This window comes from Micromonospora sp. CNZ299 (assembly GCF_002754415.1).
In genome coordinates, this window is the sequence record NZ_PEFG01000001.1 from 1,124,761 (window position 1) to 1,139,800 (window position 15,040).

The 15,040-nt window shown below is 70.1% G+C and carries 14 protein-coding genes, 1 tRNA gene and 1 pseudogene; 7 read left to right on the forward strand and 9 right to left on the reverse strand.

Features of this window, described 5'->3' with window-relative positions:
* The first annotated feature begins 105 nt into the window (after positions 1-105).
* Positions 106-855, forward strand: a complete 750-nt coding sequence (locus tag CLT68_RS05375; RefSeq protein ID WP_099849238.1) for an SDR family oxidoreductase — start codon at positions 106-108, stop codon at positions 853-855.
* A gap of 62 nt (positions 856-917) precedes the next feature.
* On the opposite strand, the gene CLT68_RS05380 is transcribed toward CLT68_RS05375, so the two are convergent.
* A tRNA-Ser gene (locus CLT68_RS05380) sits at positions 918-1,004 on the reverse strand.
* A gap of 75 nt (positions 1,005-1,079) precedes the next feature.
* Here CLT68_RS05380 and deoD point away from each other — a divergent pair.
* A complete protein-coding gene (gene deoD, locus CLT68_RS05385) occupies positions 1,080-1,787 on the forward strand; it encodes a purine-nucleoside phosphorylase (RefSeq protein ID WP_074315244.1) in 708 nt (235 codons plus the stop codon).
* A 195-nt stretch (positions 1,788-1,982) separates the two neighbouring features.
* Here deoD and CLT68_RS05390 read toward each other — a convergent pair whose 3' ends face one another.
* From CLT68_RS05390 to CLT68_RS05400, 4 genes are all read right to left on the reverse strand, one after another.
* A complete protein-coding gene (locus CLT68_RS05390; protein ID WP_172862243.1) occupies positions 1,983-2,429 on the reverse strand; it encodes a nucleoside deaminase in 447 nt (148 codons plus the stop codon).
* A gap of 145 nt (positions 2,430-2,574) precedes the next feature.
* Positions 2,575-3,102, reverse strand: a complete 528-nt coding sequence (locus CLT68_RS05395; protein WP_099849242.1) for a tRNA adenosine deaminase-associated protein — start codon at positions 3,100-3,102, stop codon at positions 2,575-2,577.
* Between the two features lie 118 nt (positions 3,103-3,220).
* Positions 3,221-3,388: a hypothetical protein gene (locus CLT68_RS33075; RefSeq protein ID WP_172862128.1), complete on the reverse strand. Its 168-nt coding sequence runs from the start codon at positions 3,386-3,388 to the stop codon at positions 3,221-3,223.
* 142 nt (positions 3,389-3,530) lie between these two features.
* Positions 3,531-3,923 carry a hypothetical protein gene (locus CLT68_RS05400; protein WP_370453060.1) on the reverse strand — a complete coding sequence of 131 codons (393 nt, stop codon included), beginning with the start codon at positions 3,921-3,923 and terminating at the stop codon, positions 3,531-3,533.
* Positions 3,924-3,987: 64 nt separating this feature from the next.
* Between CLT68_RS05400 and CLT68_RS05405 the strand changes: the two genes are divergently transcribed.
* On the forward strand, positions 3,988-4,749 hold the full coding sequence (locus tag CLT68_RS05405) for a M23 family metallopeptidase (protein WP_099849243.1): 762 nt from the start codon (positions 3,988-3,990) through the stop codon (positions 4,747-4,749).
* Between the two features lie 29 nt (positions 4,750-4,778).
* Complete coding sequence (locus CLT68_RS05410; protein ID WP_099849245.1) at positions 4,779-5,849, forward strand: PHP domain-containing protein; 1,071 nt, start codon at positions 4,779-4,781, stop codon at positions 5,847-5,849.
* Here CLT68_RS05410 and CLT68_RS05415 read toward each other — a convergent pair.
* A pseudogene (locus CLT68_RS05415) lies at positions 5,732-6,925 on the reverse strand (DMT family transporter); the annotation flags it as partial. The gene CLT68_RS05410 and the pseudogene CLT68_RS05415 sit on opposite strands and share 118 nt — an antisense overlap.
* Positions 6,926-7,055: 130 nt before the next feature.
* Here CLT68_RS05415 and CLT68_RS05420 point away from each other — a divergent pair.
* On the forward strand, positions 7,056-8,726 hold the full coding sequence (locus tag CLT68_RS05420) for a DUF885 domain-containing protein (RefSeq protein WP_088950624.1): 1,671 nt from the start codon (positions 7,056-7,058) through the stop codon (positions 8,724-8,726).
* 73 nt (positions 8,727-8,799) lie between these two features.
* Here the strand turns inward: CLT68_RS05420 and CLT68_RS05425 are convergent, their stop codons facing one another.
* Positions 8,800-10,446 (reverse strand): DUF6114 domain-containing protein, encoded by a 1,647-nt coding sequence (locus tag CLT68_RS05425; RefSeq protein ID WP_099849249.1) that lies wholly within the window; start codon positions 10,444-10,446, stop codon positions 8,800-8,802.
* Between the two features lie 77 nt (positions 10,447-10,523).
* Entirely contained in the window at positions 10,524-11,138 is a 615-nt protein-coding gene (locus CLT68_RS05430; RefSeq protein ID WP_099849250.1) for a DUF6230 family protein, read from the reverse strand.
* Between the two features lie 400 nt (positions 11,139-11,538).
* Between CLT68_RS05430 and CLT68_RS05435 the strand changes: the two genes are divergently transcribed.
* Positions 11,539-12,303, forward strand: coding sequence for a class I SAM-dependent methyltransferase (locus CLT68_RS05435; protein WP_099849252.1), 765 nt, complete (start codon positions 11,539-11,541; stop codon positions 12,301-12,303).
* A gap of 52 nt (positions 12,304-12,355) precedes the next feature.
* Here the strand turns inward: CLT68_RS05435 and pgfA are convergent, their stop codons facing one another.
* On the reverse strand, positions 12,356-13,561 hold the full coding sequence (pgfA, locus tag CLT68_RS05440; RefSeq protein WP_099849254.1) for a cell envelope lipid trafficking protein PgfA: 1,206 nt from the start codon (positions 13,559-13,561) through the stop codon (positions 12,356-12,358).
* Positions 13,562-13,673: 112 nt separating this feature from the next.
* On the opposite strand from pgfA, the gene CLT68_RS05445 reads away from it, so the two are divergent.
* Positions 13,674-14,939, forward strand: coding sequence for an acyltransferase family protein (locus CLT68_RS05445; RefSeq protein ID WP_099849256.1), 1,266 nt, complete (start codon positions 13,674-13,676; stop codon positions 14,937-14,939).
* Positions 14,940-15,040: the final 101 nt, after the last annotated feature.

The following is a 15,040-nucleotide window of genomic DNA, read 5'->3' on the forward strand; positions in this document are numbered from 1 at the left end:
TACCCGCAGCCCAACCGATCGGTACAGAAATTTGCGAACGCTGCCGCCGGTTGCTACGGTCGGATCCGTACCGTTCGGTACAGAAATAGCCAAAGGAGATCCATCGTGGGACAGCTCGACGGCAAGACCGCCCTCGTCACCGGGGGTACCACGGGCATCGGCCTGGCCGCCGCCCGCCGCTTCGCCGCCGAAGGCGCGTACGTCTTCGTCACCGGCCGGCGCAAGGGCCCGCTGGACGAGGCCGTGGCCAGCATCGGCACCAACGCCACCGGTATCGCCAGTGACGTCGGCAACCTCGACGACCTGGACCGGGTGATGCGGGCGATCGAGGCCCGGGGCGCCGGGCTGGACGTGGTGTTCGCCAACGCCGGCGGCGGCGAGTTCCTCCCGCTCGACTCGATCACGGTCGAACACATCGCCAGCACCTTCGACACCAACATCTACGGCACGGTCTTCACCGTGCAGAAGGCCCTGCCCCTGCTCAACGAAGGTGCCTCGATCGTGCTGACCGGCTCGACGGCCGCCAGCAACGGCACCCCGGCGTTCAGTGTCTACGCCGCATCCAAGGCCGCCATCCGCTCGTTCGGCCGCACCTGGGCCGCCGAGTTGGTTGGCCGGAACATTCGGGTCAACACCCTGGTCCCCGGCTCGACCGAGACCCCCGGGCTCGCGGGTCTCGCGCCCAGCCCCGAGGAGGCCCCCGGCCTGCTCCAGTCCATCGCCTCGGGCGTGCCCATGCGCCGGATGGCCCACCCGGACGAGATCGCCAACGCGGCGCTCTTCCTCGCCTCCGACCAGAGCAGCTTCATGACCGGCGGCGAGCTGTTCGTCGATGGCGGCGAGCAGCAGCTCTGAGACCGAACGCGGAACGCCCGGTCGATCCTCGCGGATCGACCGGGCGTTTCTGCACTACAGAGCGGTGGCGGAGGGATTTGAACCCTCGGAGGGCGTTAACCCTCACACGCTTTCGAGGCGTGCTCCTTAGGCCGCTCGGACACGCCACCGCCGACGAGGGTACAGGACCGCTGGTTCCGACGCCGAACCGGTATCGCCCGTGCCGGCCTGGCAGGATCTTTGCCATGAGTACGCACATCGGCGCGAAGCCGGGCGAGATCGCCGAGCGGGTCCTGATGCCGGGCGACCCCCTGCGGGCCAAGTGGATCGCGGAGACCTACCTCGAGGGCGCCACCTGCTACTCGACGGTCCGGGGCATGCTGGGTTTCACCGGCCGCTGGAACGGCGTCGAGGTTTCCGTCCAGGGCTCCGGCATGGGCATGCCGTCGGCCTCCATCTACGCACACGAGCTGATCAACGAGTACGGCGTGAAGACGCTGATCCGCGTCGGCTCCTGTGGTGCCCTCAGCACCGACCTGCAACTGCGGGACGTGGTGGCGGCCATCGGGTCCTCCACCGACTCCAACATGAACCGGATGCGCTTCGACGGGCTGATCGACTACGCCCCGGTGGCCGACTTCGGGCTGCTGCGTACGTCGGTCGAGGTGGCTGAGCGGCGCGGCATCACGATGCACGTCGGGCCGATCCTGGCGGCGGACGCCTTCTACACCGACCGGCCGGACCTCTACGACACGCTCGCCGACTACGGCGTGCTGGCGGTGGAGATGGAGTCGGCGGCGCTCTACACGATCGCCGCCCGCTTCAAGGCCCGCGCGCTGACCGTGCTGACCGTCAGCGACCACATCAAGACCGGCGAGAAGACCACCTCCGAGGAGCGGGAGCAGACCTTCAGCCAGATGGTCGAGATCGCCCTCGACACGATCATCGCCTGACCCGTCCGGGCGGCGTCACCGCGGAGAGCGTGATGACTGTGAGGCATATTTATGCCACACAGTCATCACGCTCTTCAGCATCAGGCCGGCCCGATCCCGCCACGTCAACCCGCGCCACGCCACGCGAGCCCGATCCAGCCACCCAGGTCACACGGCGGCCAGCGCCCACGTCGGCGAGAGGCGAGCGGCCCGGCCTCAGCGGAAGAACGCGCGCAGCACGGCGGCGGTCTCGGCCTCCAGCACCCCGCCGTAGACCTCGGGGCGGTGGTTGAGCCGGCGGTCACGCAACACGTCCCAGAGCGATCCAGCTGCGCCGGTCTTGGGCTCCCACGCGCCGAAGACGACGGTGGAGACCCGGGCCAGCACCAGCGCACCAGCGCACATGGTGCACGGTTCGAGGGTGACCACCAGGGTGCAGCCGTCCAGCCGCCACCGGCCGACCTGCTCGGCACCTCGGCGCAGGGCCAGCACCTCGGCATGGGCGGTGGGGTCGCCGGTCAGCTCCCGCTCGTTGCGCCCGATGGCCAACTCGGTCCCGTCCGGCCCGTAGAGCACCGCGCCCACCGGCACGTCGTCCACATCCGTGGCACCGGTGGCAGCGTCGGCAACGCCCGTGACGGCGACCTCCAGGGCGCGGCGCATCCACAGCTCGTGCCGCTGCCGCCGGCCGACTTCGCCCAGGTCGGCCAGGCCCTCGTGGGCGCCCGGGCCGGCCCGGCCCACCGCACCGGGGGTCGGCTGCCCGGGCCGGATCGACTCCAGCGACGGATCGGTGGCGTCGGCCGGCTCAGACCTCACGCAGCTCCTCGACCTCGTCGACGCAGCCGAGCACCTCGCAGATCTCGGCGGTGACGTCCGCCGGCATCATGCCCTCGTGCGTACACAGGGTCAGCAGCTTCTGCGCGGAGATGCCCAGGTTGGCCAGCAGGTCGGCATCGCCCACCGGGTCGGCCTCCGGGTCGACGACGGGCTGCTCGCTCTCCTCGTCACCACTCGTCACCGGGCGCGGCTCCTCGTCGCCGTCGAGCCCGGTGACCGAGGTCTTCAGGTCACCGACCAGCAGCGAACCAAGAGGGGACTCCTCGGCGAACGCGGAGTCCGAACCGAACACCCGCAGGTCGTCGCCCTCGTCGAGACGCAGGACCACCAGATAGGCGTCATCGGCCTCGACGAACAGCAGCGACACGTCGGCCTCCAGGTCGACGTCACGCAGTCGGTCAGCGACCTCGTCGATGTCGGTGGCGCCGCGCAGGCTGACCTCGGCGGCGGTCCAGCCACTGTCGTCGCGCACCACGGCCGCAGCGAAGTACGACACGGTCCCCCCAATAGCCCCTCGGCACAACGCCGACCCGTTACGCGTGCACGTTAGCCGGTCGGGTCGGCAGGCGACCGGTCAACGCCCCGAAGCGCCGGTCATTCCTGACAAAGTCGGATCAGCCGACGACCCGACGGCGGGTGGCGATGAGCTGGCGCAGACGCTCGGTGCGCTGCCGCTGCGGTCGGCTGCGCTGACGGACCGCGCGGGCGCCCGCCAACTCGGCCAACAACTGAAGGCGGCGGCGGGTGCGATCCGGGTCCTGTCGCGGGGTGGTCCAGGCCATAGTGCCGAGCGTGCCGAGTCTCGGCGGCCACGTCAAGACGGCGTTCGCTACGCAGCCAACCGGGCACACGGCGCAGTCATGGACACTCGTTTCGGAGCCGTTTCGGCACTGTCACGGGAGTAGTCGGTGACGCAGTCGGCGGTCACCACAACGGCCAGTCACCGCTGGTTCCCCAGCGGACCGCCAGCACGGCGGCGGCGATGCTCCAGCCTCCCGCCGTGACGATGGCGACCCCGGTGGCGACCCCTCGGTCGCCATAGCGGACCAGCACCAGGGCGGTCAGCCACGCCAGCAGACCGGCCACCACCGTCCACCACGCGTAACTGGCCACATCGGTGCCGAGCAGCCCGAACAACAGGAACCAACCGGCCGCCGCGCCGCCGCCAGCGGCGACACCACCGCCGGTGACCGGGTGCGGCTCGCGGTAGGTGGGCCGGGCCGGCGGGCCGGCGGGGAAAAGACCCGAGGGGGTACGCGCCACCGGGCGGACGAAGGCACCGGGATCCGAGCCAGGTTCTGGTCGGGCGATGGTCACCGTCGCTGCCCTCCCTCACGCGCGTCGCTCGTGCCCACGGTACCGGCTCTGCCAGGATGACCGGATGCCGTCGCCGACGATCGGCCGCCGCGCGCGTCCGGCGTACCCGATCCTGCTGCTGCTCGTCCCGGTGCTGGCCGCCGGCTGCGCGACGACCCGGCCGGGGGTGCCGGCCGACGGCGCCGCGCCCACGCCGCCAGGGGTCTGGGCGACCGCCGAGCAGCCGGCGGCACCGTCGCCGTCGGCTGCCACCCCGACCCCGGCCTCGACACCGTCGTCGGCCGCGCCGTCGGCGGCGGCACCGCGCACCGGGCTGCGGCATGTCTTCCCGGTACGCGCCGACAACGTCGACTACCACCCGACGCACGGGGCGTATCCGGCCACGGATCTCTTCGCCGACTGTGGTGAACCGTTCGTCGCGGTGACCGACGGGACGGTGCTGGAGGTGAGTCGGGTCGACCGGTACTCGAAGCGGGGGCCGCAGGGCCCGGAGAACGGCGGCCTGTCGGTCTCCCTGCTCGGCGACGACGGGGTGCGCTACTACGGCTCGCACCTGAGTGCCGTGTCCGGCGGGGTCGACGCCGGGGTGCGGGTCCGCGCCGGGCAGCAGCTCGGCAAGGTGGGGCGCACCGGCAACGCCAACAACGTGTGCCACGTGCACTTCGGCATCTCGCCGCCGTGTGCGGGCAAGGACGGTTGGTGGATTCGGCGCGGGGTGCTCTGGCCGGCCCGCTACCTGGATTCCTGGCGACGCGGCGGCAATCGGGAACCGGCCACCGAGGTCACCGCGTGGCAGCGCAAACACGGCTGTCCGAAGGCTCCCTGACCGGCGCGGCACCGACTAGGTTCGGTGGGATGAAGGCCCGGGACCCCATCGCCGACCTGCGCCGGATCGCGTTCCTGTTGGAGCGTGCGAACGAGGCCACCTATCGGGTCCGGGCGTTCCGGTCGGCGGCGAAGGCGCTGGCCGGCCTGCCTGCGACCGAGGTGGCCGACCGGGCCGGCAACGGCACGCTCACCGAGCTGGCCGGGGTTGGTGACGTCACGGCCCGCTGTGTGGCGGAGTCGCTTTCCGGTGAGGAGCCGGTCTACCTGCGGCGGTTGGTGGCGACCGAGGGCAGCGACCTGGATGCCGAGGCGACGGCGCTACGCGCCGCTTTGCGGGGCGACTGCCACACCCATTCGGACTGGTCCGACGGCGGCTCGCCGATCGAGGAGATGGCGCTGGCCGCTGTGGAGCTGGGCCACGAGTACCTGGTGCTGACCGACCACTCGCCACGACTGACGGTGGCCCGGGGCCTGACCGCGGCCCGGCTGCGCCGGCAACTCGACCACGTCGCGCAGGTCAACGCGGCGCTGCCCGAGGGTTTCCGGATCCTCACCGGGATCGAGGTGGACATCCTCGCGGACGGCTCACTCGACCAGGACGACGAGCTGCTGGCCCGGCTGGACGTGGTGGTCGGGTCGGTGCACAGCAACCTCAAGGACGAGCGGTCGAAGATGACCCGTCGCATGCTGACCGCGGTCGCCAACCCGCACCTGGACATCCTCGGCCATGTCACCGGTCGGATGGTGTCGTCCCGCCCGGCCGGAGTGACCGGCCCGGGCGACCGGGGTCACCGGGCCCGGACCCGGGCGGAGAGCGATTTCGACGCGGACGCGGTCTTCGCCGCCTGCGCCGAGCACGACACCGCCGTCGAGATCAACTCTCGGCCGGAGCGCCAGGATCCACCGAAGCGGCTGATCCGCCGCGCGCTGGAGGCGGGCTGCCGGTTCGCCATCAACACCGACGCCCACGCGCCCGGCCAGCTCGACTGGCAACGGTTCGGCTGCGAACGGGCCGCCCTCTGCGGCGTCCCCGCCGACCGGGTGGTCAACACCTGGTCCGCCAAGCAACTCGTGGACTGGACCCACAACCACGCCTGACCTGGAGGCCCCGCCCGACCCCTTCCACGGGCCGGCCCGAGGTGGCCGGCCTCCAGAGACCCCTTCCAGCCGCCGCCCCGGGGGCACGGCGGGCCTCAGTGGCGGACCGGCTCGGCGGCGGGTGCTGCGGGCGCACCGACCCCGACCACCGGCCGGGGCTGTCGGCGGCCGAACACGCCCTGCGAGACCGCGACCCCGAGCAGCACGATCAACGCGCCGACCGGTTGGTGCCAGTTGAGGCGCTCGTCGAGCGCCACGGCTCCGATCAGCACCGCGAAGATCGGGATCAGGTAGGTGACGGTGGAGGCGGTGCTCGCGCCAGCCACCCGGATGTTGCGCATGTTGATCACGAAAGCGAGCCCGGTGCCGAGCGCGCCGAGGGTCAACACGCTGGCCACCACTCCCGCCGACAGCTCGGTGGGCAGCGGCGGCATGCCGGCGACGAACGGGGTGACGATGGCCAGTTGCCCGGCGGCGAGCAGCAGCTGCGCGGCGGACAGCGACAGGCCGGAGTGCGCGCTGCCGGCGACGAACCGCTTCTGGTACGGGATGGCGACGCCATAGCAGGCGGCCGCGCCGAAGCACATCAGCTGGCCGGTGAAGTGGGCCCCGCCGATGCCCTCCCAGACCCCAAGCACCACCAGCACACCGAGGAAGCCCAGCCCGAGCCCGACCGCACGGCGCACGGTCAGCCGCTCGGTGCGGAAGACCAGGACCGCCAACGGCAGCACGATCAGTGGCGTGGTGGCGTTCCAGATGCCGGCCAGCATCGACTCGACCCGCTGCTCGCCGTAGCCGAAGAGGGTGAACGGCACTGCCACACCGAACGCGGCGACGACGCTCAGGTGTGCCCAGACGCGAGGCTCTCGGGGCAGCCGGTCGCGCAGCATGGCGAGGACGACGAGCAGGGTCAACGCGCCGGCAACGACCCGGTAGAGAGTGAGCTGGACCGGGTGCAGCTCGGCCACCCCGACCTTGATGAAGAGGAAGCTGGAGCCCCAGATCGCGGCGAGGGCGACGAAGCCTGGCAACCAGGAACGGATTGGCGCTTTGTCAGGAGTGGTATCGGCGTTCACCCCTGACACTCTGCCGTAGCGCTCCGACAAAGTCGCACGCCTTTTCGGACGTCACACGCTGCCGGAACCTGTTGCTGAACACGACAAACGTCATCGACACGGGGGCGGGGTGGTCACGTAGTGTCGCAGCGTGGGACGAATCGATGAGCTAGCCAACCGATACGTGGCCGAGTGGGCGCCCTTGAGCCCCACCGGCGCGACCTTCGTCGGCATCGCCGGCCATGACGACCAACTCGACGACCTCTCGCCCGAGGGTTACCGGGCGCGCGCGGACCTCACCCGCCGGACTCTCGCCGACCTGGAGGTGACCGAGCCGGCAACCGAGTTGGAGCGGACCGCCAAGGAGGCCATGCAGGAAAGGCTCGGTCTGGACCTGGCCCGGTACGACGCCGGCGAGGTGACCAGCGAGGTCAGCGTCATCACCAGCGGGCTGCACGAGATTCGCATGGTCTTCGACCTGATGCCGACCGCGACGGCCGACGAGCAGGCCAACATCGCGGCCCGGCTCAACGGCTTCGCCGGCGCGCTGGAGGGCTACAAGACCACGCTGCGCGAGGCGCTCGCCGCCGGTCAGGTCAGCTCGAAGGTGCAGCTGGTCGAGGTGGCCAAGCAGTGCGACATCTGGGTCGACCCGACCGGGGACAACTTCTTCCACGGGCTGGTCGAGCGGCTGGACGCGGAGGGCTCGCTCGGCGCGGAGCTGCGTAGGGGTGCGGCGGCGGCGACCGCGGCGACCGCCGAGTTCGGCCAGTTCCTGCGTACCGAGATGGCCCCGCACGGGCGGGACAAGCAGGCCGCTGGCCGGGAACGCTACGAGCTGGCCTCGCAGTACTTCCTCGGCGCCAAGGTCGACCTGGACGAGACGTACGCCTGGGGTTTCGCGGAGCTGGCCCGCCTGGAGGCGGAGATGCGGGTCGTCGCCGGGCGCATCGCCGGGTCCGGCGCCACCGTCGACGAGGCCGTGGCCCGGTTGGACGCCGACCCGGCCCGGACCATCCAGGGCAAGGAGGCGTTCCGGGACTGGATGCAGGAGCTCGCCGACAAGGCGATCACCGAGCTGAACGGCACCCACTTCGACATCCCGGAGCAGGTCCGCCGCATCGAGTGCTGCCTCGCCCCGACCAGCGACGGCGCCATCTACTACACCGGCCCGAGTGAGGACTTCTCCCGCCCGGGCCGGATGTGGTGGGCGGTGCCGCAGGGCATCAGCGACTTCTCCACCTGGCGGGAGGTGACCACGGTCTTCCACGAGGGCGTGCCGGGTCACCACCTCCAGGTGGCACAGACCGCCGTCCGGGCCGACCTGCTCAACCGCTGGCAGCGGCTGCTCTGCTGGGTCTCCGGGCACGGCGAGGGCTGGGCGCTCTATTCCGAGCGGCTGATGGACGAGCTGGGCTACCTGGAGGATCCGGGCGACAAGCTGGGCATGCTCGACGGTCAGGCGATGCGCGCGGCGCGGGTGATCGTGGACATCGGCATGCACCTGGAGCTGGAGATCCCGAAGGACAACCCGTTCGGCTTCCACCCGGGTGAGCGGTGGACGCCCGAGTTGGGCTGGGAGTTCATGCGGGCGCACTGCCGGGTGCCGGACGAGAACCTGCGCTTCGAGCTGAACCGCTACCTGGGTTGGCCGGGGCAGGCCCCGTCGTACAAGGTCGGTGAGCGGATCTGGCTCCAGGCCCGCGAGGACGCCAAGGCCCGCAAGGGCGCGGATTTCGACCTTCGCGAGTTCCACCGGCAGGCGTTGGACCTGGGCGCGCTGGGCCTCGACCCGCTGCGCCGGGCGCTGGCCCGGCTCTGAGCCGCTGACGGTTCCGGGTGCTGGCGGTACGAACGAGCCGCAGCACCCGGAGCCATCGGGGCGGATGTGTCGTTCAGCCGAGGGCAAGCGCCAACGACGGCCGGGCGGTCAGCGTGTCACTGGTGACGTACGCCAGGTCCATGACCGGGTCGGTGAACGTGATCGAGATCGGCAGGGTGACCGGGATCCCGTCCGGCAACGGCAGGTCCGGCGTCAGGGTGAGCTTGATGCCGAGCAGCTTGCCGACGAACCGGGTGGAGTAGAAGGCCACGTCACCGCGGACGGTCAGCCGGTCGGTCTTGTACCGCTGGGTGCGCCCGTCGGGGCCGTCGGCGACCAGCAGGAAGTCGTCGGTCACCGCCTCCCGCATGCTGAACTTCAGCACCTTGAGGCTGCCCTTCTCGGTCTGCAGCTCGGTGGTCCCGTCGAACCGCAGCCCGGTCATGGTGACCTTGGAACCGGTGAGCTTGGACGGGGTCTGGCCCACCATTGGCAGACTCGGGTCGGCGGCGATGCGGGGCAGCGGTTTGCCCGGCTCCGCTTTGTCTGGCTTGTCGGGTGTCGTGGCCCCGGGCTTGCCCGACCCGCCCGGTTTCGGTGACGGGCAGGCCGTGGAGCCGGGACGGGCCGTCGGCGTGACTGTCGGCTTCGCCGACGCGCTGGCGGTCGGGGTAGCCGACGGCGTCGCTGTCTTCTCGCTGCGTCCACCGGTGAACAGGTCCCCGATGCCGTCCAGGATGTCGGTGATGATGTTGCCGTCCCGCTCCGGGCTGGCGCTCGGTGTCGGGGTCGGCGTCCCGGTGGGAGTGGTGGGGCTGGGCGACGGCGTGACGGAGCGGGACGGGCTCGGGCAGGCGGTCGCGGCGGGCCGGGTCGGCGCTGCCTGCACCGCTCTGGGCTGGGTGGCCAGGCCGGCCGCAGCGAGGCCCAGCACCAGCAGCGCAACTCCGAACACCCGCGGATCAGCGGAACGTCCCGGCCACTCGGGGGGTGCGCCCGCGTCGGTCGCGCCGCCCGCCGGGCGATCCACCCGTTCGTCGGCCGCGTCGGCCTGCTCGACTCCGATCCGCTCCGTGTCGACCCGCTCGACTCCGATCCGCTCCGTGTCGAGCCGCTCGACTCCGCTCTGTTCGGCGTGGCCCTGACCCGCGTCCGCCTGACCCGCGTCCGCCTGATCCGCGTCCGCCTGATCCGCGTCCGCCTGATCCGCGCCAGGCTGATCCGCCTCCGCCTGGCCCGCATCGACCTGGTCGGCGAGGGGCAGGTCGGTGTCGGACAGATCGGTGTCGGACAGATCGGTGTCGGACAGGTCGGCGGCGGCTGGCGCGGGTCGGATCGGGGTCCAGGCGAACGCGAGCGCGCTGCCGACGATGCCGAGCAGCAGACCGACGAAGAAGCCGCCGAGGTTGAGCCCGATCAGCGAGTAGACCGTTGTGACCGCCGCGACGACCGAGTAGAACAGCCGCTGCGCCGGGCTCAACCAGAGCAGCAGGGCGCAGGTCACCAGGATGACCGGGATCAGGAGCGAGAGCAGACCGGTGGCTCCGCTGTGGAAGCTCAGGCCGTTGATCGTCATCCGGGTGGAGGCGAACATCGCCACCCCGGCCAGGGCGATGAAGAGGCCACCCCAGAACGGTCGGCTCCGCTGCCAGCGGCGGAAGGTCTGCCACGCCTGGGCCGTGCCGCCGGGCCGGGTGTGGGACGCGTTGGCGGTTGTCACGTACTCCTCCTGGCGGAGCGGGGACGGGGACGGGGACGTGGCCTGCGGTGGTCGGCCACCGCGGGCCCCGGCTCACCTCAGAAGCACTCCTTGCCCTTGGCGTCGTCGCCCACGTTGACCTTCAACCGGAGTCCGACCAGGTTGAAGGTGGCCGCCGTGGTGTACCGGGACACCTGCTGCAGGTTCGTGATGGTGACGTGGTCGGAGTTCTGGCCGAACGAACCCTTCTGCGCCGTCGCGTTCAGGTCGGTCGCGTCCCGGCCAATCTTGATGTTGGTGAACGTCGCGTTGCCGTCGAGCGAGTCCATGGCGATCAGCAGGTCCTTGGCCCGGGCAGGCTCCTTGCCCTCACCGGCGTTGATGGTGAGAACCACAGGCAGGCCAGGCAGGTCAGAGCGGATGGACTGGCAGAGGTTGTAGAGCTCTGCGCTGCTGATCTCGGCGACGGCGATCGGGTGGGTCCTGCCGTCCTCACCCTTCTCGCGCACGACGCCGCCGTACTGCTTGAAGCCGTCGCCCTCAAGGCGGGCCGCGCCGATCTTGAACGTCTGCCCGGACACGGTGACGTCGGACGCGATGGCGCCGGTCGACATGCCGAACAGGATGGCGCCGACTGCGGCGGTGGCGGGGACCGCCATGGCGACGAACCGCCGCCACCGGGTACGACCCTGATCCTCAAACCGATCCTGCACGGGTTCCTCCTCAGGAAGCCGGTCCCGGACTGGCGGCCCCGCACCGGGCCCGTCATGTGTTACCGGCGGGTAACGATCGAGCCTGATCGTGCACCCGTTGCGGCGCGGCTCACAACCCCCTGGCCATCCAGCGGCAACACGAGGGCGACTCAACAGCAGGCCGCCGTCACGAATCGTGGAATTATCGGTGTGGACAGAAACCTCGGTAGGCGACAAAGGCGACATAGCCATGCCCCCCAACAACGGAGAGTGGCAGGGCATCGATGAATTACAATTAGGTAACGGATGTAAAGCACGCAATCGCGGAGAGCCGTTCGGCTCCTCCCTCTCGTCCGAACATCCAGGCGATCCCGGAAACAGCGGGACCCCACCGGACGGCCGGAGGTCCTAGGGTTTCGACGTGCAACTGAACGACGTGCGACGCGACTGGACCAAGCTCGGAGCTGAAGATCCGCTCTGGGCCGTACTCGTTGAGCCCGGCAAACGCGGCGGACGGTGGGACGTGGAGGAGTTCCTGGCCACGGGCCGCACCGACGTCGAGGGGACGTCCGGCCAACTTCGCCAACTCGGCCTGCCCACCCGCTGGGAGCGGGTGCTCGACTTCGGCTGCGGCGTCGGGCGACTGTCTCAGGCACTCGCCCCACACGCGGACGAGGTCGTCGGTGTGGACATAGCTCCGACCATGCTGGAGGCCGCCCGGCGACTCAACCGGAGCGCCGAGAACATCCGGTTCGTCCTCAACGACGCACCGGACCTGAGCCAGTTTCCCGACGGCCACTTCGACCTGGTCTACAGCGCCCTGGTGTTGCAACACCTGCCGCGCCCCGCCATCGATCACTATCTGGCCGAGTTCCTGCGCGTGTTGCGGCCAGGCGGCATTGCCGTCCTGGGGCTGCCAACCGAGCCGGGGCGTACGGCCAGGGGCATCGTCTGGCATCTGGCGCCGTCTCGCCTGATCAGCTGGGCACAGTGCCACCTGCTCAATTATCCGGCGCCGATGAAAATGACTGTCGTGCCACACGCCGACATGGTGCGGCTCATGGCCGCACATGGCGGGGACATCGTCGGGCAGTGGCGCGATCTGCTGTACAGCGAAGACTGGGTCTGCATGCGGTACGCGGTACGCCGCGCAGGGCATCCGAGGCAGGAGCCGCTCCACGACTGAGGGGTGGGCCGCATCGCGGCCCACCCCTCAGTCGTGCTTCCTGTCGTACCCGTTAGCGCTGCTCCACCTCGCCGTGCGCCGGGCGCTGGGCCGGCACCGTCGGGTCCTCGGACTTCCAGTTCGTCGACGCCGGCGGGATCTCGTCGGTCAGTGGACCGCCTGCGGGCTCGGTCCTGGGCTGCTCGGCGGTTTCCGCGTCGCGCACCGGTTCCTGGTCCACCCGGGTCTGAGTCGGGTCGGCACCGGGTGCCACAGCCGGGTCGGCGCGGTGCCGAGCGGCACCGTCGTTGGTCCGCGTCACCAGCCATACGCCGACGACCAGGGCGATCAGACCAAGGACACCGGCGGCGATCGGGCCCCAGAAACTGATCAGGCCGATCTTGAAGCGGTTGTCCTTGACCGTCTCGACACTGCGGCTGACCGTGTCGTCGTTGTAGTTGAAGTCCGCGTCGAGCAGCACCGTGGCGGTGCCGGTGTCTGGGCGCAGCTCCTTGTTCTGCTGTTCCCGGACGTTCACGTAGGAGCCCGTCACCGGGTCGATCCAGAGCGTACGGGTGTTGCTGTAGACGATCTGGCCGCTGGTGGCGCCGGGGGCGAACCGGCCCAGAAGCGGCTTGAGGCTCGCCTCCGGGGTGTTCAGCACCTCGTTCTCGATCCGCTGCTCGAAGCGGTACGCCTCGATGCCCTTGATCTTTTCCGTGCCGATGAACTTCGCCGGGACGGCCCGCTTCAGGTCACGGTCGAAAACCTGGTAGTCCCGCTTGCCGGTGCCGAACGGGAACTTGTAGATCTGGCCGGAGTAATTCACGTTCCCGACCGGAGTCTGCTCCGCGCCGCTCTCGTTGAGCCACTGCTCCTTCCACGGGGCGGCCGCACCGGAGATCCGGTAGAGGGCCAACTCGGTGCTGTACTGGCTGACCACGTCCGGGGTGTCGGCACGCCTGACCGTCTGGTAGACGTCCCAGATCACCGCGTCGCCCTTGAGTTCCTTGGGTAGCCGGTCCCTCGTGTCGTCCGGCTGAGGAATGACCTCGACGCTGGAGACGAGGTCACCTTGCAGGACCTCGATGCTCACCGACTCGCCGACGCGAGTGATCTTCAGGAACTTGGCGTTCTTTGCCTCCGCGACGGACGTCGTTGGTTCAAGATCATAAGGGAGCTTGGTCACGGAGGGGGCCACATAGAACGGCAGCCCAGCCGCGAAGACCAGCAACAAAACACCGAGCCCGAATAGCGCGGCGCCCACGCGAAGCTTCACTCATCCTCCTGTAACCTGCCGCCCTACGACCTGTTGTCCGGGGCACCCGATCCTTAACATGGCGGGAGGTTACTCCCCGGTCACCTTCGAAAGCGACCCCCTGGATGTCCAGATGTCCACAGCCGCCGCGCCAATAGTTCCGCAGACTTCGGTAACCGATCGACTCCCCGCCCTCGATGCGCTGCGAGCAATCGGCGCCGTGGCGGTCGTCGGTCACCACGTCGGGTTCCAGACCGCCGCCACCATGAACACCACGTGGGGCGGCTGGCTGGCCCGGCTCGACGTCGGCGTTGCCATCTTCTTCGTGCTCTCCGGATTCCTGTTGTTCCGACCGTGGGCCCTGAACGCCGCGACGGGACAGGCCCGACCGCGGGCCGGGCGGTACCTCTGGCGGCGGGCCCTACGAATCCTGCCGGCCTACTGGCTGGCCGTGCTGGTCTGCCTGTTCGTCCTGCCGCAGAATCGGCCGGCGTCCGCCGGTGACTGGATTCGCCACCTCACCTTCACCCAGATCTACGGGCCTGGCCAGTTGCGCTCCGGGCTCAGCCAGACCTGGAGTCTCGCCACCGAAGTCGCGTTCTACCTGATCCTGCCGCTGGTCGCCGTGCTCGCTGTTGGTCGGTCATGGCGTCCCGTCCGAACCGTCGTGATCGTCTGCGGGGGTTTGTTGGTGACCGCGGGATGGCTCGCCCTGATGGGGATCGGCTGGCTCGACAACGGCCTGCACACCATGTGGCTCCCCTCGTACGCGGCCTGGTTCGGCGCAGGGATGGCCCTGGCGGCGGCGCACGTCGCCCTGCGCACCGGGACCGCGCCCGCCGTATTCCGCGTCCTGGACGACCTCGCCTCCGCGCCGATTGCCTGCTGGGCAGCGGCGGTCGGGCTGATGGCGATCGCGACGACGCCCATCGCCGGACCCCGCGACCTCGCCGGTCCGACAGCCGCCGAGTTCGCGGTCAAGCTGGCCCTGTACCTCGCGATCGCGTCGCTGATCCTGATCCCGGTGGCCTTCGGCGGGCCAACGCGGGTGAAGGAGGCCTTCGGTGCCCAGTCCGCCCGATGGCTCGGCACCGTCTCGTACGGACTGTTCCTGTGGCACCCGCTGGTCATCGAACTCATCTACCTGATCGACGACCGACCGCTCTTCACCGGCGGGCTGTTCAACATCTTCGTACTCACCATGGTCTTCGGCCTGGTGTACGCCGCCGTCAGCTACTACGGCGTCGAGCGGCCCCTGCAGGTCCTCGGATCGCAGCGTCGGAACCGACGGGCCGGGCGCGGGCAGGCATCCGATACGCCCGCCGTCGATGTGGCCGCACCGGCCCGCACGGCGCCGACAGTCCCGGCGGGTACGCCGACGCCCACGGTCGGCGCGTAGCGCAGCCGATCAGCGCTGCCCCACCTGGGCATTGCCGGGCCGGCACCCCAACCCCTAGTGTGACGCGCGTCCCTAAATTACTTGAGAGTAGGGTTCGCGTG